Annotated in this window: 25 protein-coding genes; 12 read left to right on the forward strand and 13 right to left on the reverse strand. The window is 72.5% G+C overall.

The genetic code is table 11. The annotated features are described in order from the left end of the window. Positions 1-30: 30 nt before the first annotated feature. Positions 31-576 carry a TIGR00730 family Rossman fold protein gene (locus O7627_RS28475; protein WP_278096535.1) on the reverse strand — a complete coding sequence of 182 codons (546 nt, stop codon included), beginning with the start codon at positions 574-576 and terminating at the stop codon, positions 31-33. 22 nt (positions 577-598) lie between these two features. Continuing rightward, a complete protein-coding gene (locus O7627_RS28480; RefSeq protein WP_278096536.1) occupies positions 599-1,525 on the reverse strand; it encodes a TIGR00730 family Rossman fold protein in 927 nt (308 codons plus the stop codon). A gap of 174 nt (positions 1,526-1,699) precedes the next feature. Between O7627_RS28480 and O7627_RS28485 the strand changes: the two genes are divergently transcribed. Next, positions 1,700-1,870: a hypothetical protein gene (locus O7627_RS28485; RefSeq protein WP_278096537.1), complete on the forward strand. Its 171-nt coding sequence runs from the start codon at positions 1,700-1,702 to the stop codon at positions 1,868-1,870. Positions 1,871-1,961: 91 nt separating this feature from the next. On the opposite strand, the gene dapE is transcribed toward O7627_RS28485, so the two are convergent. Further along, positions 1,962-3,035 carry a succinyl-diaminopimelate desuccinylase gene (gene dapE, locus O7627_RS28490; protein WP_278096538.1) on the reverse strand — a complete coding sequence of 358 codons (1,074 nt, stop codon included), beginning with the start codon at positions 3,033-3,035 and terminating at the stop codon, positions 1,962-1,964. Positions 3,036-3,084: 49 nt separating this feature from the next. Here dapE and dapD point away from each other — a divergent pair, with 49 nt between their 5' ends. The 8 genes from dapD to O7627_RS28530 all read left to right on the forward strand — a co-directional run bounded on the left by dapD (position 3,085) and on the right by O7627_RS28530 (position 8,260). Further along, positions 3,085-4,044 carry a 2,3,4,5-tetrahydropyridine-2,6-dicarboxylate N-succinyltransferase gene (gene dapD, locus O7627_RS28495; RefSeq protein WP_278096539.1) on the forward strand — a complete coding sequence of 320 codons (960 nt, stop codon included), beginning with the start codon at positions 3,085-3,087 and terminating at the stop codon, positions 4,042-4,044. A 7-nt stretch (positions 4,045-4,051) separates the two neighbouring features. Further along, on the forward strand, positions 4,052-4,654 hold the full coding sequence (locus tag O7627_RS28500; protein WP_278096540.1) for a sugar O-acetyltransferase: 603 nt from the start codon (positions 4,052-4,054) through the stop codon (positions 4,652-4,654). A gap of 40 nt (positions 4,655-4,694) precedes the next feature. Further along, positions 4,695-5,261, forward strand: coding sequence for a GNAT family N-acetyltransferase (locus O7627_RS28505; protein WP_278096541.1), 567 nt, complete (start codon positions 4,695-4,697; stop codon positions 5,259-5,261). A 10-nt stretch (positions 5,262-5,271) separates the two neighbouring features. Next, entirely contained in the window at positions 5,272-5,535 is a 264-nt protein-coding gene (locus tag O7627_RS28510) for a hypothetical protein (RefSeq protein WP_278096542.1), read from the forward strand. After that, the gene (locus tag O7627_RS28515; protein WP_278096543.1) at positions 5,532-5,945 is read left to right on the forward strand and encodes a hypothetical protein; all 414 of its coding nucleotides are present in this window, start codon (positions 5,532-5,534) and stop codon (positions 5,943-5,945) included. The genes O7627_RS28510 and O7627_RS28515 overlap by 4 nt, the downstream gene beginning before the upstream one ends. A 115-nt stretch (positions 5,946-6,060) precedes the next feature. Next, positions 6,061-6,945 (forward strand): helix-turn-helix transcriptional regulator, encoded by an 885-nt coding sequence (locus O7627_RS28520; protein WP_278096544.1) that lies wholly within the window; start codon positions 6,061-6,063, stop codon positions 6,943-6,945. A gap of 15 nt (positions 6,946-6,960) precedes the next feature. Then, entirely contained in the window at positions 6,961-7,164 is a 204-nt protein-coding gene (locus O7627_RS28525; protein ID WP_278096545.1) for a DUF397 domain-containing protein, read from the forward strand. A 199-nt stretch (positions 7,165-7,363) separates the two neighbouring features. Further along, on the forward strand, positions 7,364-8,260 hold the full coding sequence (locus O7627_RS28530) for a hypothetical protein (RefSeq protein WP_278096546.1): 897 nt from the start codon (positions 7,364-7,366) through the stop codon (positions 8,258-8,260). A gap of 24 nt (positions 8,261-8,284) precedes the next feature. On the opposite strand, the gene O7627_RS28535 is transcribed toward O7627_RS28530, so the two are convergent. Continuing rightward, positions 8,285-8,857, reverse strand: a complete 573-nt coding sequence (locus O7627_RS28535) for a TetR/AcrR family transcriptional regulator (RefSeq protein ID WP_278096547.1) — start codon at positions 8,855-8,857, stop codon at positions 8,285-8,287. Positions 8,858-8,946: 89 nt separating this feature from the next. Here O7627_RS28535 and O7627_RS28540 point away from each other — a divergent pair, with 89 nt between their 5' ends. Beyond that, positions 8,947-9,675, forward strand: coding sequence for an SDR family oxidoreductase (locus O7627_RS28540; RefSeq protein ID WP_278096548.1), 729 nt, complete (start codon positions 8,947-8,949; stop codon positions 9,673-9,675). Between the two features lie 93 nt (positions 9,676-9,768). Here the strand turns inward: O7627_RS28540 and O7627_RS28545 are convergent, their stop codons facing one another. From O7627_RS28545 to fdxA, 5 genes are all read right to left on the reverse strand, one after another. Further along, positions 9,769-13,044 (reverse strand): EAL domain-containing protein, encoded by a 3,276-nt coding sequence (locus O7627_RS28545; RefSeq protein ID WP_278096549.1) that lies wholly within the window; start codon positions 13,042-13,044, stop codon positions 9,769-9,771. A 128-nt stretch (positions 13,045-13,172) separates the two neighbouring features. Further along, on the reverse strand, positions 13,173-13,838 hold the full coding sequence (locus tag O7627_RS28550) for a nucleoside/nucleotide kinase family protein (RefSeq protein WP_278098468.1): 666 nt from the start codon (positions 13,836-13,838) through the stop codon (positions 13,173-13,175). Beyond that, positions 13,835-14,485: an SIMPL domain-containing protein gene (locus O7627_RS28555; RefSeq protein WP_278096550.1), complete on the reverse strand. Its 651-nt coding sequence runs from the start codon at positions 14,483-14,485 to the stop codon at positions 13,835-13,837. The genes O7627_RS28550 and O7627_RS28555 overlap by 4 nt, the downstream gene beginning before the upstream one ends. Before the next feature lie 24 nt (positions 14,486-14,509). Beyond that, the gene (dapC, locus tag O7627_RS28560) at positions 14,510-15,601 is read right to left on the reverse strand and encodes a succinyldiaminopimelate transaminase (protein ID WP_278096551.1); all 1,092 of its coding nucleotides are present in this window, start codon (positions 15,599-15,601) and stop codon (positions 14,510-14,512) included. A gap of 5 nt (positions 15,602-15,606) precedes the next feature. Further along, positions 15,607-15,933 (reverse strand): ferredoxin, encoded by a 327-nt coding sequence (gene fdxA / locus O7627_RS28565; protein WP_278096552.1) that lies wholly within the window; start codon positions 15,931-15,933, stop codon positions 15,607-15,609. 80 nt (positions 15,934-16,013) lie between these two features. Here fdxA and O7627_RS28570 point away from each other — a divergent pair, with 80 nt between their 5' ends. Beyond that, the gene (locus O7627_RS28570) at positions 16,014-17,033 is read left to right on the forward strand and encodes a GNAT family N-acetyltransferase (protein ID WP_278096553.1); all 1,020 of its coding nucleotides are present in this window, start codon (positions 16,014-16,016) and stop codon (positions 17,031-17,033) included. Positions 17,034-17,052: 19 nt separating this feature from the next. On the opposite strand, the gene O7627_RS28575 is transcribed toward O7627_RS28570, so the two are convergent. From O7627_RS28575 to mshB, 3 genes are all read right to left on the reverse strand, one after another. Further along, a complete protein-coding gene (locus O7627_RS28575; protein ID WP_278096554.1) occupies positions 17,053-17,517 on the reverse strand; it encodes a hypothetical protein in 465 nt (154 codons plus the stop codon). Between the two features lie 123 nt (positions 17,518-17,640). Further along, positions 17,641-18,108 (reverse strand): hypothetical protein, encoded by a 468-nt coding sequence (locus O7627_RS28580; protein WP_278096555.1) that lies wholly within the window; start codon positions 18,106-18,108, stop codon positions 17,641-17,643. Positions 18,109-18,215: 107 nt separating this feature from the next. Beyond that, positions 18,216-19,166 carry an N-acetyl-1-D-myo-inositol-2-amino-2-deoxy-alpha-D-glucopyranoside deacetylase gene (gene mshB / locus O7627_RS28585; protein WP_278098469.1) on the reverse strand — a complete coding sequence of 317 codons (951 nt, stop codon included), beginning with the start codon at positions 19,164-19,166 and terminating at the stop codon, positions 18,216-18,218. Between the two features lie 194 nt (positions 19,167-19,360). Between mshB and O7627_RS28590 the strand changes: the two genes are divergently transcribed. After that, complete coding sequence (locus O7627_RS28590; RefSeq protein ID WP_278096556.1) at positions 19,361-21,532, forward strand: prolyl oligopeptidase family serine peptidase; 2,172 nt, start codon at positions 19,361-19,363, stop codon at positions 21,530-21,532. A gap of 10 nt (positions 21,533-21,542) precedes the next feature. Here O7627_RS28590 and O7627_RS28595 read toward each other — a convergent pair whose 3' ends face one another. Next, positions 21,543-23,309 carry an ABC transporter substrate-binding protein gene (locus O7627_RS28595; RefSeq protein ID WP_278096557.1) on the reverse strand — a complete coding sequence of 589 codons (1,767 nt, stop codon included), beginning with the start codon at positions 23,307-23,309 and terminating at the stop codon, positions 21,543-21,545. Positions 23,310-23,336 lie beyond the last annotated feature (27 nt).

Below are 23,336 nucleotides of genomic sequence, written 5' to 3' on the forward strand. Positions count from 1 at the left end.
ACACGGCCGGTACGGCCGGCGCCGGTCGGGTCAGCCCAGCCGGGCCTCGATCTCGTCGAGCGCGGCGTCGACCGAGTCGGCCACGATCAGCAGGTCCAGCGCCGGGCGGCGGACGAACTCGGTGTCGCCCAGGCCGGCCAGCCAGGCGATGAGTCCCTGGTAGAAGCCGTCCACGTCGACCAGCACGATCGGCTTGCGGTGCAGCGCCAGGGTGGCGGTGGTCCACACCTCGAAGAGTTCGTCCAGAGTGCCGAGTCCGCCCGGCAGGGTCAGGAAGGCGTCCGACTTGTCAATCATGACGGTTTTGCGGCTGGCCATCCCGTCGGTGATCACCAGCTCGTCGGAGTGCACGTCGGCGACCTCCAGGTCGACCAGCGACTGCGGGATCACGCCGAAGGTGTGGCCGGCGGCGGACCGGGCGCCGTCGGCCAGCGCGCCCATCATGCCGACGCAGCCGCCGCCGGAGACGAGCGTGTGACCACGGTTGGCGATCGCCCGGCCGGTCTCGGTGGCCAGCTCCAGCCAGCGCCGCTCCAGCGAGTTGGACGACGCGCAGAACACACAGATGGCCGCCATCGGCTCAACACCTCCCCGCAGTTCAATCCGCCCCGCGGCGCCCGGCCGGACGCCCTCGGGCCTCGCCCTCGCCCGCCGGCTGCCCCGTTGACTGGACCGTCCCCGTTGACTGGGCCGCCGCCGCTGACTGGGCCGCCGCGGTCTCCAGCAGGGCCTCCTGCTCGGCGGCGAGCGCCGCGTCGGCGTCCACGATGTGCGCCACCGCGGACGCCACGTCGTCGGTGACGCAGATCAGGTCGAGATCCGCCGGCCCGATCTTGCCATCCGCGGCCAGCGTGTCCCGCAGCCAGTCCAGCAGTCCGCGCCAGTAGTCGGCGCCCATCAGCACCACCGGGAAGCGGGTGACCTTGCCGGTCTGCACCAGGGTCAGCGCCTCGAAGAGCTCGTCGAGGGTGCCGAAGCCGCCGGGCAGCACGACGAACGCCTGCGCGTACTTGACGAACATGGTCTTGCGGGCGAAGAAGTACCGGAAGTCGATCGCCAGGTCGACCCAGTCGTTGATGCCCTGTTCGAACGGCAGCTCGATGCCGAGCCCGACGGAGAGGCCGCCCGCGTCGGTGGCGCCACGGTTCGTCGCCTCCATCACGCCCGGTCCACCCCCGGTGATCACCGCGTAGCCGGCCCGGGCCAGCGCGGCGCCCAACTCCTCGGCCAACCGGCACTCGGGGCTGTCCGGCGTGCTGCGGGCGGAGCCGAAGACGCTCACCGCGGGCGGCAGGTCGGCCAGGGTGTCGAAGCCCTCGACGAACTCGGAGAGGATCCGCAACGCCCGCCACGCGTCCTTGGTCTTCCAGTCGCCTCGGCTGCGGGAGTCGAGCAGACGCTGGTCGGCCGTGCTGGCCGGGATGGCCTCCCGGCGCAGGGTGACCGCGCCCCGGTGCCGTTCCGGTCCGGGGGCCCGACCGCCGTCGCGGCGGTCGCCCTGGGTGCGGCCGTTGCTCTGGGTCATGAACCCCACGGTAGTGCTGCCGCAGGCCGCCGGAGCGTGCACCCGGACCTGTCGGAAAAGAGCGCCGGCCGTGATGCAACCAAAAGTGTCGCCCGGGCGTCTTACTATTCACATACCGCGTATGTAGGAGGCCCGGCCCAATGCACCGGGCCTTCGGGGGGAGGGGAAGTCGTGATGACCAGCAACGAGATCGTCCGGCTCCGGCGTCAGATGCACCTGCGGATCCGGGAGGTCGTCGCCGAGCGGCGGCTCGCCCGGCAGCACCAGATCACCGCCGGGGAACCGGCGGGAGCGACGCCGCAACACGCGTCGCAGCAGAGCGAGGGGGCTCTGATCGGGGGCTGATCCGGCAGTAGTGCCCCGGCGGCGATCAGGGGGTGACCGCCGCCGGGGCCGCCGGTTCGGCGCTGCCCGGCCGGGTCAGGGGCCGGCCGGGTCAGGGGGTGGTCAGCCAGCGGCGCAGCGTCCGGGCGCCGTCGAGCAGTTTGCCGATCTCCACCCGCTCGTCCTGGGCGTGGGCCAGATTCGGGTCGCCCGGCCCGAAGTTCAGCGCCGGGATGCCCAGCGCCGCGAACCTCGCCACATCCGTCCAGCCCAGCTTGCCGACCGGTGCCGACCCGACCGCCGCAAGGAACTCACGGGCCGGCGGGGCGGTCAGGCTCGGCAGCGCGCCCGGCGCCAGGTCCGTCACGGTCACCTCGAACCCGGCGAATACCTCCTCGACATGCGCCTGGGCCAGCTCCGGCGACCGGTCCGGCGCGAACCGGTAGTTCACCTGCACCTCGCAGCGGTCCGGCACCACGTTGCCGGCCACCCCGCCGTTGATCCGGACCGCGTTCAACCCCTCCCGGTACGTGCAGCCGTCCAGCACGACCGTGCGGCCCTGGTAGGTCGCCAACCGGCGCAGCACCTCGGCGGCCGCGTGGATGGCGTTCACCCCGTGCCAGGACCGGGCCGAGTGGGCGCGGCGGCCGGTCGTCGTCACGGTCGCCCGCATGGTCCCCTGACAACCGGCCTCGACCACCCCGTGGGTCGGTTCGAGCAGCACCGCGAAGTCGGCCCGCAGCCACTCCGGGTGCGCCTGCGACACCAGGAACAGACCGTTGTAGCGGGACTCGATCTCCTCCGCCTCGTAGAAGAAGTAGGTGATGTCGTACCGGGGATCGGGCAGGCTCACCGCGAGTTGGAGCGCGTACGCGACGCCGGACTTCATGTCCGAGGTGCCGCAGCCCCAGAGCTCGTCGCCGCGCTGGCTGGACGGGAAGTTGTTGTTGAGCGGCACGGTGTCCAGATGGCCGGCGAGCACCACCCGCTGCGCCCGGCCCAGCTCGGTCCGGGCCATCACCGTGTTGCCGAACCGCCGCACGGACAGGTGCGGCGCCGCCCGCAGCACCTCCTCGACGCAGTCGGTGATCTCCTTCTCATTCAGTGAGACGGATTCGATGTCGACCAAGGCGCGCGTCAGCGCCACCGGATCGGCCAGCACCTCGGGGGTAAGCGGGTTCACCATGCCCGCAGACGCTACCGGGCCGAACTGTGGTGGGCGATATGGTGAGCCGGTGACGAACACGCAGCCCGCCTGGGGCATCGGACTGGCCACCGGCACCGCCGACGGACAGGTGCTCGACACCTGGTATCCGACCGGGAAACTGGGTCTCGGCGAACTGCCGCTGGTCCCCGGCGAGGAGCAGGCGGACGTGCTCGACCTGCCGCCAACCGCGCTCGGCGAACGGTCGCTGCCTGGTCTGCGTACCACGGTGGTGGTGACCGAGATCGGGTCGCTGGCCGACCCGATCAAGGACGCCTCCGACGCGTACCTCCGGTTGCATTTGCTCTCCCACCGCCTGGTGCGGCCCAACGAGCTCAACCTGGACGGCATCTTCGGGGTTCTGGCGAACGTGGCCTGGACCTCCGCCGGGCCGTGCCCACCGGAGCGGGTGGACGAGCTGCGGGTGCTGGAACGGGCCGCCGGCCGGCACCTGGCCGTCTACGGGGTGGACAAGTTTCCCCGGATGACCGACTACGTGGTGCCGTCCGGGGTGCGGATCGCCGACGCCGACCGGGTCCGGCTCGGCGCGCACCTGGCCGCCGGCACCACCGTCATGCACGAGGGATTCTGCAACTTCAACGCCGGCACGCTTGGCGCCTCCATGGTCGAGGGCCGGATCGTGGCCGGCGTGGTGGTCGGCGACGGCTCGGACGTCGGCGCCGGCGCGTCGATCATGGGCACCCTCTCCGGCGGCGGCAAGGAGAAGGTACGCATCGGCGAGCGGAGCCTGCTCGGCGCGAACGCCGGGATCGGCATCTCGCTCGGTGACGACTGCGTCGTCGAGGCCGGCTGCTACATCACCGCCGGTTCCAAGATCAGCCTGCCGGACGGGCGGGTGGTGAAGGCGCGGGAGCTGTCCGGGGTCGACGGGTTGCTGTTCTGGCGCAACTCGGTGACGGGCGCGCTGGAGGCCCGGCCGCGCACCGGCAAGGGCATCGAGCTGAACGCGGCCCTGCACGCGAACGACTGAGCCGGCGATGTCCTCCCAGCGGTCCTCGCCGCAGTCCTCGCAGAAGGAGCGGATGCTCGCCGGCGAGCCGTACCAGGCCGACGACCCGGAACTCGCCGCGGACCTGCTCCGGGCCGCCCTGCTGATGGAGCGGTACAACGCCAGCTCGGTGGCGGACGGGGACGCCCGGGACCGGCTGCTGCGCGAGCTGTTCGGCGCGGTCGGCGCCGGGGTGGTGGTCCGGCCGCCGGTCTACGTCGACTACGGCTATCACGTCAGCGTCGGTGCCGGCACGTTCGTCAACTACGGGGCGGTGCTGCTCGACGTCGCCCCGATCACCATCGGCGCGGACGTGCAGATCGGCCCCAACGTGCAACTGCTGACCCCCACCCACCCGGTCGAGCCGGAACCGCGCCGGGCCAAGTGGGAGGCGGCGAAGCCGATCGTCATCGGCGACAACGTCTGGCTCGGCGGCGGCGCGATCGTGCTGCCCGGGGTGACGATCGGCGCCGACACGGTGGTCGGGGCGGGCGCGGTGGTCACCCGCGACCTTCCCCCCGGGGTCCTGGCGGTCGGCAACCCGGCGCGGCCCGTCCGCCAGGTCGTGCCGGACGAGCCGCGCGACCCGTAGTCCCGAAATCGGTTGAGGCGGCATACCGGTCTCGGGGAGCATGCCGGTCGTGGCCCAGGCGACGCTGCGAACCGCGCGAATCCAGCTCGTGCCGTTGTCCGACGACCATCTTGAGGGGGAGGTCGAGCTCGACGCGGACCCGGAGGTCATGCGCTATCTGGGCCGGCCGCGCCAGCGGGCGCAGGTGGAGCGGGCGCACCGGCAGCGGCTGGCCGCAGCCGCCCGGGTTCCCGGGCTCGGTTTCTGGGCCGGGCTGGTCGACGGCTCGTTCGTCGGCTGGTGGATTCTGGAACCCCCGGAGCGGGCCGACCAGGGTCCGGTCGACGGCCAGGCGGAGCTGGGCTACCGGCTGCTGCGGCGGTACTGGCGTCGGGGACTGGCCAGCGAGGGCGCCCGCGAACTGCTCCGGCACGGCTTCGAGGACCTGGGCCTGCGTCGCATCTTCGCGGAGACGATGGCGGTGAACCTGGCGTCCCGGGCCACGATGGCCTCGGTCGGGCTGACCTACGTACGCACCTTCCACCTGGACTTCGACGACCCGCTGCCCGGCAGCGAGCACGGCGAGGTCGAGTACGCCATCACCCGCGACCAGTGGCATAGCCGGTAGCATTTGTGTCATGAGTGAGCCCACCCAGAAGTACTCGATCTCGATGCCCCGAGATCTCGCTGAAGCCGCGCGGGCGCGCAGCGGACGCTCGGGCCTGTCTTCCTACGTGTCGGCCGCGGTGGCGAGGCAGGTCGAGCGGGACAACCTCGCCGAGTTGATCGCAGTCGGAGAAGCCGAGCACGGCCCGGTCACCGACGAACAGATCCAGCGAAAGCGGGAGATCCTGCGCCGCGCGCGGCACGAGCAGAGCGACCGCTCCGGCAACGCCGCGTGATCGGGCAGGCCACGTTGACCGGCGGCACGCTCGTTCTCGACAGCGAGGGACTCGCCTTGGCGGTCCAACGCGATCGCGATGTCAATACCTGGCTGGCGCTCGCCCGAGCTGACGACATCCGGGTAGTAACCAGTGCCGCGACACTGGTGGAGGTCGTTCACCCACGAATATCCCGTCCGGCGCTCGCCTGGACCCTGTCGCGGCTCGTCGTCGAGCCCGTCACAGAGTCCATCGCCCGTCATGCGACCGAACTGCTCGCAGACGCTGGCATGCACGGGCACCGGCACGCGCTGGATGCGACGCTGGCCGCGACCGCCCTGGCGGCAGAGAAGCCGGTGACGGTCCTCACCTCGGACCCGGTGGACCTGTCTGCACTCTGCCAGGGCCGAGCATTGGTGATGAAGCTCTAAGCCATAAGCCTGACGGCCTCCACACGAAGCCCCGCGACCGAGATCGGGCCGGCGGGTGGGAGACGCGTACCCTCGCAACTGGTCATCATGAAGGCGCACGCCTTCACCCTCGGAGGTGGGAACACCAGTGATCAGCCCGTACGCGCGGCGCACCCGGCTGGCGAACTGCCTTCGGCGGTTGCGGGACGAGGCTGGTCTCAGCGGGACGCAGCTCGCGGTCAAGGCCGGTGTCGACCGCACCATGGTGTCGAAGCTGGAGACGGGTGACCGCCGCCCGAACCTGAACACCGTGCTGAAGCTCCTCGACGCGCTCCCGGTCGCGGAAACCGACGAGCGCTACCGAGCCATTGTCCGCATTGCGCGGGACGCGGCGGAGCGTGGTTGGTGGGAGACCACCGAGTACGCCGGGATGGGTGAACGGCAGGCTCGGACAGCCGACCTGGAGTGCGGGGCGGTGTCGATCCGGGAGTACCAGCCGTCGATGCTGCCCGGACTCGTCCAGACCGCGGACTTCGCGCACCACCGCGGACTGATCGCGCTCGCCGACGGGGCAACCTTCGACCCGGAAGCCACCGTCCGGGCGAGGATGCGCCGTCAACAGCAGATCGACCAGCCGGACAACTGCGCTTACGACCTCGTCCTCGATGAGCCGGCAGTCCGCCGGGTGGTGGTGCCGGTGGCGGTCATGGCGGACCAGCTCCGCCACCTACTCATCCTGGCCGGCAGGCCAAACGTCTCCGTCCGCGTCCTGCCTGTCGATGCTCGCCTTGTTGACGGTCGGGTGCCCCGGTCGCCGTTCGCCATCTATGCCTACCCCGACGAGGACGATCCGACCATCGTGGCGGCGGACACCGTGACCACCGATCTGATCATGGCCGACCCTGCTGAGTCCGAGCGCTACGTGTTGATGTTCGACCGGCTGCGGCGGGCGGCCCTTTCCGAGCGGGACAGCATCGAGCTCATCAAGCGGACAGCCAAGCAGCTGTCCACCGAGGTCTGAAGCGGGAGGCATCAGGTGTCCGAGGAGTTCGTCGAGTGGCGCAAGTCGTCGCGCTCGGATGGCGGCGAGAACTGCGTCGAGGTGGCTGCGGGGCTCGGTACCGGACGAGTCGCGGTGCGGGACACGAAGGACAGATCCGGACCGATGCTGGCGTTCTCGCTGAAACAGTGGACGCGCTTCATCGACGGTGCTCGCCGGAGCGCCCTGCACATCGACTGATCGACCAACCGACCGAACCGTTACCAGGGCCGGCCACCGACGACGGTGCCGGCTCTGAGCCTTTCCGGCTAGCCACCACTAATGCCGTACGCGAGGTCGGCGGCACACTCGCTTGTGATCTAGCTTGTCTATGTGACAACCTGCCACTGTGCACACATGCTACTTGACGTGATCCATCCACGGCGAGAGGTGGCCGCAGATGAACGCGGAGCACAGGGAGAGCCGGACCAAACGTGAGCTGAATACTTACAACCAACGTCCTTACCAGGCGCGGCCAGCGGCGCACGGTCCGACGCCTCACGGGCCGACGCCCGACGGCGAATCGGTCGACGACCAGCCGCATTCGGAACCAGCACCGCCGCCCAGCCCGGACGAGCCCGGCGACGACCCCGAACAGCCGATCCAACCTGCCGAGCAGCAGCCGCGGCCGGGCTGGCGGCGGCGGTCGATTGGGGCGGACGGTGAGGGTGGCGCCGAGCACGCGCCCGAGCCGCCGTCGTGGCGATGCGGCTGTGGTCAGCCCTGGCCGTGCATCGCTCTCGCCGAGGAGATCGAGGCCGAATTTCGCCGCGATCCGAAGTGGACGGAGCAGACGTTCGAGCGGCTGCTCCGGCAGGCCGCCGCCGATGTCGGCGTGCCGCCCGATGCGCTCCGGCACCGGTTCCTGCCCTGGTCGACCGATCCGGCCCGGCACTGCCGGCACCAACTCGACCGGTACCGCTGGGACTGCTCACAGTGCGCGGCGCCCTGGCCGTGTCCGCCGGCCCGGATCGAACTGACCGAGGCGTACGCGGGTGATCCGCTCGGGCTGGCCGATCTGATGGGGCGGCTACTCGTCCAGGCGACCCCGGTCGCTGGTATTCCCGAAGCCGAGCTGACCGAGCGGTTCACCGGCTGGGTCGAGCGGTGGCTCGCCGTACCCGTCGATCCGCTGCTGCTCTCCCCCGCCGGCCTGCAGCGCTGGTTGGTGGGACAGGCCCGGACAGCGGTGCACGTCCACTGGCCCGGCACCAACGGCAGCTGCCAGCTCTGCCTCACCCCGCGCTGCTGGAGCCTACGAGCCGCCGCGACCTACCTGCACAACGCAGCCCCCTGACCCGGCTCGACGCCCAGATTCCAGTTAGGTCAGTGCGGTTGCGGCGGTGCGCAACTCGGCGAGCACGTCGGCGGCCAGGGTGGCGACGTCCTGGTCGTCGGCGGTGGCCTCGAGCCAGCGGGTGTAGGTCACGTGGAAGGCTAGCCCGATCAGCGCGGCGACCAGGTCCGCGGTCAGGCCGGTCAGCCCCCGCTCGCGCAGGGCGTCGGTGATCGCCGCAGTCTGGGCCTGCTGTTTGAGCAGGTCGCGCTCGCGCAGTTCGGGGTTGTCGGCGACGACTGCCTGACGCCGCGCGTACCACAGCCGCTTGGCCGGGTCGAAGATCGGCAGGATCCCGCGCAGGACCTCGTCGACCAGGCCGAGGGGCGTGGTGGCGGGCGGGGCGTCGGCGATCGCAGCCACGGCCCGGTCGGCGATCAAGCCAGTGCCAGCGAACAGTACCTCTCGCTTGTCGGCGAAGTGCCGGAAGAACGTGCTTTTCGCCGTGCCGGCGCGCTCGGCGATCTCCGCCGCCGTGGTGTTGTCGTAGCCGCGCTCGAACAGTTCCAGGGCAGCATTCTGCAGGCGTTCGCGAGTGTCCGGTTCCCATCTGCCCATGGACGTCATCCTAGGTGATGGGACCCCGGTCCGATCATGTGTTACGGTGATAGGACCAGGGTCCCATCACCTAGGAGAGCGAGCCACGGATGGACTTCATCGGCAAGACCGCCATGGTCACCGGATCCGGCGCGATCGGCGGCCTCGGCCACGCGATCGCGAAGATATTCGTCGCCCGCGGCGCCACCGTCATCCTCACCGGGGTCGACCGGGCGCGCGGCGCCGAGGTCGTCGCCGACCTCGGCGGAGACGCCCGCTTCCTGACGGTCGATCTGAGTAGCATCGACGAGGTGCGCCGCTTGGCAGACGAAGCCGGCCCGGTCGACATTCTGGTCAACAACGCGGTGGCTTACACGATGGCGCCAACGGTGGAGCAGGACCTCGACGAGTACGACGCGGCGTTCGCCGTCAACGTCCGGGCGCCGTTCGTGCTCACCGCCACACTGGCCCCGAAGATGGTCGCGAACGGCGGCGGCAGCATCGTCAACATCTCGTCGACCGCCGCTGCGAAGGCCGAGCCCGGCATGACCGTCTACAGCGCGACGAAGGCCGCCATAGAGGCCTTGACGCGTGCCTGGGCAGCCGAGTTCGTCGGAGGGAACGTGCGGGTCAATGCCGTCCGGCCCGGCCCGATGCACACCTCCAAGCTGGTCGGCGCGCTGGGCCCGGACCTCGGCGGCCTGGGGCAGGCGGTGCCGATGCGCCGCTCGGCCGACCCGTCCGAGGTCGCCGAGGTCGTTGCGTTCGTCGCCAGCGACAAGGCGAGCTTCATGACCGGCGCGACGATTGCCACCGATGGCGGCCGCGCCGCCATCTGATCTGACGCAGCACCCCTCGGCTGGCACACGCACGCCGGCGCCCTGATCGTTGCGCAGGTCCTGAAATGCCCGGCTGACCGGCAGGCGGCCCGCTCACCCGCGTAGCCGGGCGATCGGCTCGGGCTGTCGCTGGTCGGGCAGCCAGGACGCAAGTTCCGGCTCCCGCACCGGGCGGGAGAAGAGATAACCCTGGGCGTACGCACAACCCATGTCCATCAGCACGGCCCGCTCCACCTCGGTCTCCACCCCCTCGGCGATGATCTCCAAGCCGAGGGTGGCGGCCAGCCGGAGCACCCCCTCGACCAGCAGCCGCTGCCGCCGGGAGGTGGCCACCGTCTCGGCGAACGAACGGTCCAGTTTGATCACGTCGGCCGGCGTCTGCTGCAGGTAGCTCAGCGACGAGAAGCCGGTGCCGAAGTCGTCGATCGCCACCCGCAGCCCGAGCGCCCGCAACTCGTTCAGCTCCGCCCAGACCGGTTCCTGATCACGCAGCAGCAGGCTCTCGGTGATCTCCAACATCACCCGGGCCGGCGGCAGTCCGGCGTCGTCGATGGCCGCACGCACCTTCGCGACGAAACCGGCGATGCGCAGTTGCCGGGCCGAGACGTTGACGCTCACGTACGGCGCGGCGCCGTTGCCCGCCGCCGACTGCCAGCGGGCCGCCGCGGCCAGCGCCTCCCGCAGCACCCACTCACCGAGCGGCTCGATCAGGCCGGCCTCCTCGGCGAGCGCGATGAACTGCTCCGGCGGCACGGCGCCCCGGGCCGGGTGCTGCCACCGCACCAGCGCCTCGAAGCCGACCGCCGTGCCGAGCCGCAGGTCGACGATCGGCTGGTACTCGACGGTGAAGCTGAGCCGGCGGACCGCGTCCACCAGCGCGGTCCGCAGCTCCAGCCGCTCAATGATCGCGGCGTGCAGCTCGGACTCGTACCGGCACCAGCGTCCCTTGCCGGCCCGCTTGGCCACGTAGAGCGCCAGGTCGGCGCGTTGTAGCAGCTCCCCGGCCCCGGTCGCGTCGGCGCTGGTCGCCACGCCGACACTCACCGACCCGGTGATCAACACCTCGTCGACCGGGTCCACGGCGTCGGCCGAGCCGGCCACACCAGCCGAGCCGGTCGCGTCGACGGTCACGGTGAGTGGTTCGGCGAAGGCGGTGACGATCCGCTCGGCGATCCGCTCGACCTGCTCGGGGCCGGCCGCGGTCGGCACCAGGACGGCGAACTCGTCGCCGCCCAGCCGGGCCACCACCGCGCCATCCGGGTCATCCGGCTCGCCGCCGACCAGCTCGCAGAGGCGCTGGCCGGCCGCGACCAGCAGCGCGTCGCCGACCGCCTGGCCATGGCTGTCGTTGATCGTGGTGAACTCGTCGAGATCGATCGAGAGCGCGCCGACCGTTCCACCGCCGACCCTGGCCCGTTGCACCGCCTCGTGCACCTGGTCCTGGTAGGAAGCCCGGTTCGCCAGCCCGGTCAGCGCGTCCCGAACCGCCTGGTGACTCAGCTCCCGCTGCAACCGGCGCCGCTCGGTGACATCGCGCATGGTGAGGACGAAGCCCCCGACCGCCCGGTCCCGGCGCAGATCCCGGCAGCTCACCTCCAGGTGCACACGCGTCCCGTCACAGCGCCGCGGACTCCACTCGCGCCACTGCCCCCCGCCCGATCCCGGTGGTCCGGCAGCCAGCACATCGGCAGCCAGCACACCGGCAACCGACCGCTCGGCAGCCCCCGCGCCAGCGAGCGGCAGCTCGGCGGTCAGGAGAGCGCGCAGCCCGGGTACGTCGTCGGGATGTACGACCGACGGCAGGTCGCCGCAGTCGGCCGGTTCGACGCCGAGCACCGCGGCGACCGACGGACTGGCGTACCGGATCCGGTGGTCGTCCCCGACGATCAGGATCACGTCGGCGGTGTGCTGCACCAGGCTCCGGAAGTACTCCTCGCTGACCCGGCGGCTGATCTCCTCGTTCAGGCTGATCCGCTCCAGGGTGAGGGCTACCTGGGCGGCCAGCACCTCCAGCGAGTCGCGCATCGGACGCAGCACCTTCGGGTCCGCGCCAACCAGCAGCGCACCGACCCGGGGTACGCCGGTCGCGCGCTCGTCGAGGACCAGCGGGCAGAGCATCGCGCTCTCGAACGCGCGCAACTGCTCGGCCAGCGCCGGTTGGAGGGTGCCGACCCGCAACAGCCGGGTTCGGCGGGCCGCGGCCACGGTCGGCGGCGGATAGTAGGCCGAGGGTGCCGCGACGGCCGGCCCCCAGATGCTCGTCGCGGCGGCCGGCACGCCGGCGGTCCGGTTCACCGAGAAGACCACCCGGTGCGGGGTGCCCGGCAGCAGTTGGCCGATCGCGGTCCGGGTCGCCCGCTCGACCTCCCGGGCGTCCCGGGCCGCCACCAGCGCCGCGCCGGCTACCCGCAGGGTGCGTTCCCGCGCCACCGCCACCCGGTGCGCGTCGGCCGCGTCCGAGAGCCGGTGCAGCACCAGCACGAACGAGATGCCGGAGGCGACCGCGATCACCGCGCCGTCGCGGACGTCGCCCAGCAGCGCCTGCAGCAGCAGCACCGCCGGGGCCAGCAGCGCCGCGAACCCGAGCAGCACCAGCCTGGTCCGACCGACCTCGCGCTGCGGCGGGTCGGCGCGCTCGGTGAGCGCGGCCATCCCGGGGTGCAGCGCGGCGGCGCTCCAGCCGAAGTAGAACAGGAACCAGCCCAGCTCGACCACGCCGCCGGCCTGCCAGTAGTCGTTGAGCACCGCGACGCTGTAGGTCAGGTCGGCCGCGAGCATCCCGGTCGCGCCGGCCACCAGCAGCATCGCGGCCGGGTTGCGGCGGTCGGTCAGCAGCAGCCGCACGGTGGCCGCGACCACCAGCGCGTCCGCCAGCGTGTACGCGGAGAGCGCCGACCGTTCGAAGGAGGCGGGTCCGGGAGTCACCACGAAGGGGTGGATCAGGAAAACCCAGAGCAGAAACAGCGCGGCGGTGCTGAATACGAGGAAGTCGAGCAGCCCGGAGCGGTCCCGGGCACCGGCGTTGGCCCTGGTCAATCCGAGCAGGCCGGCCCCGATGAGCGGAAACATCAGCAGATAGAAGACGTCGGAAGCGGACCCGGCGGCGGAGTCGTACTGGTCGGCCGAGCCGGCTACGACGGCGAGATAGAGCACGTCGCCGATCGAGAAGGCCAGCACCCCGGCGGCGAGCAGCCACCACGCGTACCCCCGGTGCGGCCGGTGCCGACGGATGCCGTAGCCGAGGGCGGCGACGCTGAGCAGCCCGATCGCGGCGGTCACCGGGACGCGCTGGCCCGGCGCGGCGTAGAAGCAGCCGATCAGCACCGTCATTCCCGCGGTGTAGCCGGCCATCACCCGTCGAACTGACACCCGTCTCCCGTCAATTGCCACTATGGCCGTACCCGATGCCGGTAGCCGCCGTCGCGAAAGTGCTTGTCGCCGGTTTACCAGTATCCGATGCGCTTCGCTATCGCCTCGCCGGGTGCCGATGCGGACGATCAACGACTGTGGTCGCACCGGTGGTCCGATGCGGACAGCCGCACCATCAGGTCGGCCCGGCCGGCGGTGGCGGCGATCAGTTCCGCGTTCACCTGGTCGGTGCCGCGGGCGCGGGCGGCCGCCTCGACCGGGTCGCGGCCGTACGCGATGTGCCGGTCGGTGAGCCGGCGCAGCCGCTCCCGCTGGTCGAGGTCGAGGTACCAGACCTCGTCGAACAGGTCCCGCAGCTCGCCCCAGGGGTGCTCCGGCATCAGCAGGTAGTTCCCCTCGGTCACCACCAGCCGGACGTCGGGCGGTACCGGGATCGCGCCGGCGACCGGTTCCTCGATGTCGCGGTGGAACTCGGGCGCGTACACCGGCAGCGGTCCGGGGTTGCGCAGCCGGTGCAGCAGCGCGACGTAGCCGGCCGCGTCGAAGGTGTCCGGTGCGCCCTTGCGGTCGCGCCGGCCGAGTCGGCGCAGCTCGACCTCGGCCAGGTGGAAACCGTCCATCGGCACCAGTGCCGCGGTCGGCCCGAGCTCGGCCACCAGCGACGCGGCCAGGGTGGACTTGCCGGCACCGGGCGCCCCGGCGATGCCGAGCAGCCGGCGCGGTCCGGTGTCGGCGAGGTTGCGGGCCCGGGCCACCAGCTGAGCCAGCGTCAGCGCGCGGGGGTCCGCGCTCAGAGTTCCGGCTCGCTGATCGTGAACCGCGCCTCGACGCTGGCGTGCACGGTCTGCGGCTGCGGATCGAGGTCCAGCTCCGGCCCGGCGCCGCCGGCGTCGTGTCTGGCCATCCCGTACGACATCCGGGTCATCGTCACCGGTTGGGCCGTCATCCCGGTGTCGGCCAGCTCGACCAGCGAGAGCACCCGGGCACCGAGGGCGCCGGCGTACTCCCGGGCCCGGCCGACCGCCTCGGCGATCGCGTCCCGGCGGGCGTCCCGGTGGACCGGGCTGCCGGGCCGCAGCGCCCACCAGGGGCCCGAGACGCTGGTCTGGTCCTGGTCGGCGAGCCGGAGCATCAGCTCGCCGAGCACCTCGAAGTCGGTCACGGTGACGGTGGTGGTGACCCGGCCGTGGTACGCCACGACCCGCTCCCGGGAGCCCTTGACCTCGGGCCGGACCGACAGGTCGGCGGTGTCGCGGCGTTCGATCGCAGGCCCGTAGCGGTCGAGCAGGCCACGGATCGCCTCCGCCCGTTCGGTGAGCCGGGCCAGGGTCGCCGGCCGGTCACCCTGACGGGCGGCGACGGTGACCGAGAACCGCGCGATCTCCGGCGGCACCTCCCGGACGACCTCGCCCCGGACGGCGACGATCGGAGCATCGACCATGCGGCCACCCTATCGGCCGGTAGGTCAGGCGGCGAGGCGGTCGACCGCCGCCGCGACCCGTTCGTCGGTGGCGGTGAGCGCGACCCGGACGTGCCGCTGTCCGGCGGGGCCGTAGAAGGCGCCCGGTGCGACCAGGATGCCGCGTTCGGCGAACCAGCCGACGGTGGCCCAGCAGTCCTCGTCGCGGGTGGCCCAGAGGTAGAGCCCGGCGCCGGAGTCGACGATCTCGAAGCCGGTGGCCTGCAGCGCGGCCCGCAGCGCCGTCCGGCGGGCGGCGTACCGGTCACGTTGCGCCCGCACGTGGGACTCGTCGCCGAGCGCCGCGACCATCGCCGCCTGGACCGGCGCCGGCATGATCATCCCGGCGTGTTTGCGGACCGTCAGCAACGCGTCGACCAGCTCCGGGTCACCGGCCACGAAGCCGGCCCGGTAGCCGGCCAGGTTCGACCGTTTGGAGAGCGAGTGCACGGCGAGCAGGCCGGCGTACGAGCCGTCGCAGACCTCGGGGTGCAGGACCGAGACGGGGGACTCCTCCCAGCCGAGCGAGAGGTAGCACTCGTCGCTGGCGACCACCGCACCGCGTTCCCGTGCCCAGTCGACCACCTTGCGCAGGTGGGCGGCGGGCAGCACCCGGCCGGTCGGGTTGCCCGGCGAGTTGACCCAGACCAGCTTGACCCGGGAGGTCGGGCCGACGGCGGTGAGCGAGTCGGCCCGGACCACGGTCGCCCCGGCAAGCCGGGCGCCCACCTCGTAGGTGGGGTAGCAGACCTGCGGGATGACCACCACGTCCCCGGGGCCGATGCCGAGCAGGGTGGGCAGCCAGGCGACCAGCTCCTTCGAGCCGATCGTCGGCAGCACCCCGACGGTGGCCGGGTCAGCGCCGCAGGCCCGACCGACCCACCCGGCCAGCGCCGTACGCAGGGCGGCCGTGCCGGCGGTGAGCGGGTAGCCCGGCGTGTCCGTCGCCGCGCCCAGCGCCGCCCGGATCGACTCCGGAACCGGGTCGACCGGGGTGCCGACGGAGAGGTCGACGATGCCGTCGGGGTGCCGGGCGGCGGCGACTTTGGCCGGCTCCAGCAGGTCCCACGGGAAGTCGGGCAGCCCGCCGGCCACCATCGCGGTCAGTGTTCGGCCGCGCGGGGCGGCTGGGCCGCGACGAAGGGGGTGTCCTTCTCGACCTTACCGATCTTGGAGGCCCCGCCCGGCGACCCGAGGTCCTCGAAGAATTCGTAGTTGGCCGTGGTGTAGTCCTTCCACTGCTCCGGCACGTCGTCCTCGTAGAAGATCGCTTCCACCGGGCAGACGGGCTCACACGCCCCGCAGTCGACGCACTCGTCGGGGTGGATGTAGAGCATCCGGTTGCCCTCGTAGATGCAGTCGACCGGGCACTCCTCGATGCACGCCTTGTCGAGCAGATCAACGCACGGCTCGGCGATGATGTAGGTCACCGACTCTTCTCCTCCGCAATCCACGCCGCGATCACCCGCGACGGTAAGAGCCTAGTATCTCGCCGGAGAGGGGGTTGATCGTGCTCCGACAGCAGGATGTGGGACACCGAATTGTGGTACGCCGGATTGTGGGGGTTCGGTACGGTCGCACCCTGTTCTCCGACGCGCTCGGCGAGCTGGTCGAGTTGACCGAGACCCATCTCACCATCGCCACCGCCCGCGGTGTGGTCCAGGTCCCGCTCACCGAGGTGCACCGCGCGAAGCGGGTCCCGCCGGCCCGGCGGCCGATGGCGTCGGCGGTGGTGGAGCTGGAGCGGGCCGCCAACGAGTCGTGGCCGGCGCCGGTTCAGGAGCGGATGGGTGGCTGGCTGCTGCGGACGGCCGGCGGCTGGACCGGCCGGGCCAACTCCGCGCTGCCGATCGGCGACCCGGACCGGCCGCTGGAAGCCGCGATCGACGCGGTGGTCGCCTGGTACGCCGAGCACGGCCAGCCCGCCATGATCAACGTACCGCTGCCGTTGGCGGCACCGGTCGGGGTGGCGCTCGACGAGCGCGGTTGGGGCGCCCGGCCGCTGACCCTGGTGCAGACCGCCCCACTGACCACGCTGCTGACCACCGCACCAGCCGGCGCCGCACTGCAGGTCGGGGTGCCCGAGTTGGCGGCCGAGCCGAGTCCCGGGTGGCTGGCGCTGGCCGGTGCCGGGAAGGCGGCCCGCAGCAGCGGGCGGGAGGACCGGACGCTGCCGGCCACCGCCCGACACGTGCTCACCGCCGTGGGCACGGTCCGCTTCGCCCACCTGTACGCCGAGCGCGGTCCCCGGTCCGGCGGAGGCGAGTTGCTGGCCATCGCCCGGGGTACGGTCACCGGCGCCGGCCGGTGGCTGGGGATCTCGCTGATCGAGGTGGAGCCCGCGGCCCGGCGCCGCGGACTGGCCGGGCTGCTGATCCGGGCGCTCGCCGAGTGGGCCGCCGAACGGGGCGCGACGGACGCCTTCCTGCAGGTCGAGGAGCGCAACACGGGCGCCGTCGCGCTCTACCGGAAGCTGGGCTTCCGGACCCACCACACCTACCTGACCCGGGTGGCGCCCGGCCACCGGTGACCGGCCACCGACGCGCGCGTCAGCGGCGCACGACCCGGCGCGGCTTGGCCTGCCTGGTCTCGGCGTACCGCTTGAGCGACTGCGACCGGTAGTCCAGGCCGGTCGCGATGAGCACCAGGTAGCCGACCAGGGTGCCGCCGGCGGCGAAGCCGCCGTAGAGCCAGATCTGGGCGAAGAACGAGCCGGCGCCCTCGGCGAACGGGTGGCTGCCGCTGATGAACGGGCCGACGAAGATGGTGAGCGCCATCGCGACCAGGATGGCCACCGCGACGTCCCCGCCCCAGCGGGCGGCCGGGTGGGGCCGCCCCCAGACGAAGGCGACGACCGCGAGGATCACACCGATGACGGCGAACATGCCCAGCGAGATCCGGTCCGACATTTCGGTGTCGCCGTCGAAGCCGAATCTGGTGACGAGCCGGGCCACCACATTGACCGCGAACAGCACGCCCGCGAGCACACCGACCGGCAGCCAACGATCCCTCATCGCGTGTTCCTCCCGAATCATGTCAGCCATTTACGGCACTTTTCAGCCAGTCCCATCTACTTACCATCCGTACCTGGGAGTTTCCATCCCACGCCGGGCGGGCGGTGGCGGCCGAATGTACCGTCAGCGGATCCCGGGGCCTGGTCCGGGACGCGGCGCGACGATGATCCGGAATGCCATCACCGCGAACGCCATCGACCCGGCGACGATCATGGCCAGCCCGACCCAGTTGTTGCCGGCCAGCAGGATGTCGCCCTCGGTCGTCCCGCCGGCGGCGACCACCATGAACGCGAACCAGGTGACCGCGGGCAGCGCGACCGCCCAGCCGCGGCCGACCGCCCGCCGGGCGAACCAGCTCAGCGCGACGTTCGCGACGACCGCGAGCAGGGCGGAGACGCCGATCAGGTGACCGCCCACCCGCAGCGTGGCGAGCAGCAGTTCCAGGACCGCGGTCAGCGCGGCGGCGAGCACGGCGAGCACCCCGCCGGTGATCCGCAGCGCCAGGTCCACCGGGCCGGCCAGCCGGCGCCAACCCGGCGAGTCGGCCAGCCGACGCCAGCCCGACGCCTCACCCGTGCGCTCGCCCGGCATTCCGGACCCGGGGGCGGCCGCCGGATCCGACAGGACTGGCGGATCACCGGGACCGGGCGTCCTCGGTAGCGGATCGGGCGGGCTCGGCACGGGCGGACTCGGCAGCGTCACCGGGCGCCGGCCTCCGCGGGCGCCCCGGCGACCGGCGCGGCGAGGCCGGCGAAGAGGTCGTCCTCCCAGCCGTACCGGCCCGAGCCGGGTCCCTGGGTGCCGGCGGCGAGGGTGTAGTACTCCATGCCCATGAACTCGCCGCCGAAGTTGCCCGCGATCGAGTAGAGCCAGGAGTCGGCCGGGATCTGGGTGGCGTGGGCGCGCAGGGCCGCCTCCTTCGCGGCGTGCCGGTCGGTGCCGTCGATGCGGGCGGCGATCTGGTCGTCGGGGGTGCCGAACGGCAACTGGTCGACGCTGTCGATGCCGTCGAACGGGTTGTCCGGCGCGTCGACGAAGGCGGTCAGCCCGCCCGCCAGCACGCTCTTCGGGATCGCCGTCCAGTAGATCTTGGCCGGTCCGAAGCCCGCCGCGGTGGCCAGCTCCGCCGCGCGCATCGCGACCCGGTGCGCCTGGATGTGGTCGGGGTGCCCGTAGAAGCCGTTCGGGTCGTAGGTGATCAGGACCTGCGGGCGGACCTCGCGCATGATCTCCACCAGGTGCCCGGCGGCCTCGTCCAGGTCGGCCCGCCAGAACGCCCGCGGATGGTCGTTGGTGGGCAGCCCCATCATCCCGGAGTCGCGGTACCGGCCGGCGCCGCCGAGAAACCGGTGGTCGGTCACGCCGAGGGCCGCGCAGGCGGCGGCCAGCTCACCGATCCGGTAGCCGCCGAGCTGGTCCGCCTCGGCGGCGGCGAGCTGGGCCAGCTCCGGCCGGTGGATCTCGCCCTCCTCGCCGAGCGTGCAGGTCACCAGCGTCACCTGCGCGCCCTCGGCGGCGTAGTGCGCCATCGTCGCGCCGGTGCCGATCGCCTCGTCGTCGGGGTGGGCGTGCACCAGCAGCAGCCGGCGGCCGGGTGGCGGCGCGGCGCGGTCCTGGTCTCCGGGCCGGGGGCCGGCGGGAACGGGCAGCTTCGTCACGCCGGTCACTCTACGCGGCCGGACTGATCATTCCCGCCGGCCGCGGCCCGCTCCGTCCCAACCGCCGACCGGACCCGGGGCCACGTACGGATGCCCGGGGCCACCGGCGGATGCCAGGGACCACGGACGGATACCCGATGTCCGGCTCGGCCCCATCGCCGCGCGAGCCGATCTACGATCCGAAGGTGGACTATCCCGATCTCGCCGCCCGGACCCGCCGCTTCCGGTGCGGAGCGCCGCGGGCGGTGACGGTGGCCGGCGACGGCTCGCGGGTGGTCTTCCTGCGCTCGACCGGGCCGGAGGACCCCTGCGACGCGCTCTGGCTGCTCGACGTCGCGTCGGGCACCGAACGCCTGGTCGCCGACCCGGCCAACCTGGTCGGCGCGGAGACCGGCCCGCTCGCCCCGGGGGAACGCGCCGCCCGGGAGCGGCGCCGGCTCAGCGCCGGCGGGATCGGCGGGTACGCCACCGACCCGCTCGCCCGGGTGGCGGTCTTCGCCCTCGGTGGCCGGCTGTTCCGGGCCGACCTGGAGCACGGCGACGTGGTCGAGGTGCCCGGGACCGGGCCGGTGATCGACCCCCAGCCCGACCCGACCGGCCGGCGGCTGGCGTACATCACCGACGCGGACGGCACCCAGGCCGGCGGCACCCGATCCGGCGGCGAACGCCGTCGCGGTGAGCTGCGGGTGGTCGACATCGACGGCACCGACTCGCTGCTGGCCGGCGAGGACGCCGGGGTGACCTGGGGGCTGGCCGAGTTCATCGCCGCCGAGGAGTTCGACCGGCACCGGGGCTACTGGTGGGCGCCGGACGGCCGGTCGATCCTGGCCGCCCGGGTGGACGACTCCCGGCTGCCGCGCTGGCACCTGCACGACGCCGGTGATCCGGCCACCGCCAGCCAGCCGGTCGGCTATCCCCGGGCCGGTGGCCCGAACGCCGAGGTCAGCCTGCATCTGCTGGATCTCGACGGCGGCTGGGTCGACGTGCACTGGGACCGGGAGACCTACCCGTACCTGGTCTCGGTGCACTGGGGCGAGGCCGGTCCGCTGATCACCGTGCTGCGCCGGTTGCAGCAGCACGGCCTGGTGCTCGCCGTCGACCCGCGCACCGGGGAGACCCAGGTGCACGCCGAGCTGGCCGACCCGCGCTGGGTGGAACCGATCGCCGGCACCCCCCGGCACCTGCCCGACGGCCGGGTGCTGGTCGGCGGCGAACTGGCCCACGACGGGTACGACGCCCGCTGCCTCTTCGCCGACGGCACCCTGCTCACCCCGCCGTCGCTCTACGTGCGCCGGGTGCTCGGCCAGTTGCCGGGCGGCTCCGGGCCGCCGGAGCTGATCGTCGAGGCCAGCGACGGCGAGCCGAGCCAGCAGCATCTCTACCGGGTCCGGACCGCGATCGGCGGTGGCGGGGTGGACGCCCGCCGGCTGACCCCGGACCCCGGCTGGCACGTCGGCGCGGTCGGCGGGGACGTGCTGGTGATCGGCAGCGCCTCGCTGGATCACGCCGGCACCCGGTGGTCGGTGCGGCAGGGCGACCGCGAGGTGGCCACCATCGAGTCGCTGGCGGCGACCCCGCCGTACGCGCCGCGCCCGGCGCTGGACCGGGTCACCGACCGCCGGCTGCCGGCCGCGGTGCTGTACCCGCGCGAGCACGTCACCGGCCGCCGGCTGCCGGTGCTGGTGGACATCTACGGCGGCCCCGGGCACCAGGAGGTGCTGGCCGCCCGCTCGATGTGGTTGGAGCGGCAGTGGTGGGCCGACGCCGGCTTCGCGGTGGTGACGATCGACAACCGGGGTACGCCGGGCGTGGCGCCGTCGTTCGAGAAGGTGATCCACCGCCGGTTCGCCGACGTGATCCTCGGCGACCAGGTCGACGCGCTGACCGCGCTGGCCGGCAAGCACCCGGACCTGGACCTGGATCGGGTGGCGGTGCGGGGCTGGTCGTTCGGCGGCTGGCTGGCCGGGCTGGCGGCGCTGCGCCGGCCGGAGCTGTTCCGGTGCGCGGTGGTCGGGGCGCCGGTGACCGACTGGACGCTCTACGACACCGCGTACACCGAGCGGTATCTCGGGCTGCCCGAGGAGGGCGCCGAGGTGTACGCCCACCACTCGCTGGTGGAGCTGGCCGGTGAGCCGGTCACCGACCCGGACCAGGCCCGTCCGCTGCTGCTGATCCACGGGCTGGCCGACGACAACGTGGTGGTGGCGCACACCCTGCGGTTCTCCGCCGCGCTGCTGGCCGCCGGCCGGCCGCACTCGGTGATCCCGCTGACCGGCGCCACCCACATGGCCGCCGGCGGCATCGCCGAACGCCTGCTCCGGCTCGAGCTCGACTTCATCCGCCGCAATCTGGCCTAGCGGCCTGCCGTCACCGCAGGTGGGCGCGGTAGAAGACCGGGGTACCGAACTGCTCGGAGATGAAGACGCCGGCGACCCGGTCGCCGCCGACCACGAAGGTCCTGTCCTGGTAGATCGGCACCACCGGGCAGTACCTCTCCATGATCATCTGATCCAACTTCGCCCACTGCGGCCCGGCCTCGGCGGCCGGTAGGGCGCTGATCCGGTCGATCTCCGCGTTGACGTCGTCGGCGTTGAAGTACGAGACGTTGGAGTTGCCCAGCGGGCCGAGCTTGCGGCCGTCCCAGAGCACCGGGATGGTCGACACCGCGCTGGGCCAGTCCGCCGCCCAGTTGGACAGGTAGATGTCGTACTCGTTGCCCCTGGTCCGGACGGTCGGGTTGTGGTCGTCGACGTAGCGCACGGTGACGTCGAACCCGGCCCGTTCCAGGCTCTGCTCGACGACCGGCGCGGTGGCTTGGCCGAACGCGGTGGACCGGGACAGGTAAACCAGTCGGACCCGCTCACCGCCGAGCAGTTCCCGCGCGGCCTCCGGGTCACCGGTGGGGCCGCCGTCGTACGGGTTGGGATAGTCGGTCCAGCCGATCGTGGTGTTCGCCAGCAGGGTGTGGGTGGGCCGCCCGGCGGCCTCCCCGCCCTGGGTGGCCAGCAGCCCCTGCCGGTCGACGGCGTACGCGATGGCCCGCCGCACGTCGACGTCGGTGATCCGCTCGTTGTTGATGCTCAGGTACCACTGCGACGGCGCCTCCCGGTGCAGCACCCGCCCGCCCAGCCCGGGGTCGCCGAGCACCCGGTTGACCAGCGGCTGCGGCACGCCGTCCCAGGCCAGCGCGGCGGCGTCGGGGCCGGCACCGGCCAGCACCCGCTCGGTGGCGGCCAGGTTGTCCGGGCCGATCTCCACCTCGATCGAGTCGGGGTAGGCGTGCCGCAGCGGGTCGGTGGCCGGGTCCCAGTGCGGGTTGCGCTCCAGCACCAGCCGGCTGTCCCGGAGGTACTCCCGGATCCGGTACGGGCCGGAGGCGACCACCGACCGGTCGTACCCGGTCCGGGTGTCCGCCGCCTTCGGCACCGGGACGGAGGTGGGCAGCGAGAGCGCGTACGGCAGGTCGCAGCGCGGCCGCGCGAAGCTGAAGACCAGCGTGCGCTCGTCGCGCACGGTCAGGCCGGGGACGGTGTCGGAGCCCGAGGTGTACGGGCCGGAGTAGCGGCTGTTGTAGGCCGGGTCGTCGGCCAGCCACTCCTGCAGGTAGGTCGGCCCACCGTCGATGGTCTCCTCGAACGACCGGGCGATCCCGTACGCGACGTCGGCGGCCCGGATCGGGGTGCCGTCGGCGAACCGGACCCCGTCCTTGAGCCGGTACTCCCAGGTGCGGCAGTCGCCGTCGACGTCCACCCCGGGGTTCTCGGCCAGGTCGCCGACGAGCAGCACCTTGCCCGCCCCGTCCTCGGCGAAGACGGTGAGCGTACGCAGGAAGGTCTGCTGCAGCGCCATCGCCGCGAAGGTGTACGTCCGCTGCGGGTCCAGGTGCTCGAAGTCGGCCTGGGTGATCAGGCGCAGGGTGCCGCCGGGCTCGGCGCCGGAGACCGGTTCCGCCGGGCCCTGCGAGTCGGCCGGGTCGGTGGCGATGGCGCTGGTGAACTGCCGGGCCTCGCCGGTCGGTCCGCCGAATCCGCCGGTGTTCTCGGTGCAGCCGGTCAGCACCCCGGCCGTCAGGGTGAGGGTCACCCCGGCCGCCAGCCGACCCGCCGGCACTGCGGCCCTGAGCCTCGTTCGCATCGCTCCTCCTGGTCTGGTCCGGATGAT

This window comes from Solwaraspora sp. WMMD1047 (assembly GCF_029626155.1).
GTDB lineage: Bacteria > Actinomycetota > Actinomycetes > Mycobacteriales > Micromonosporaceae > WMMD1047.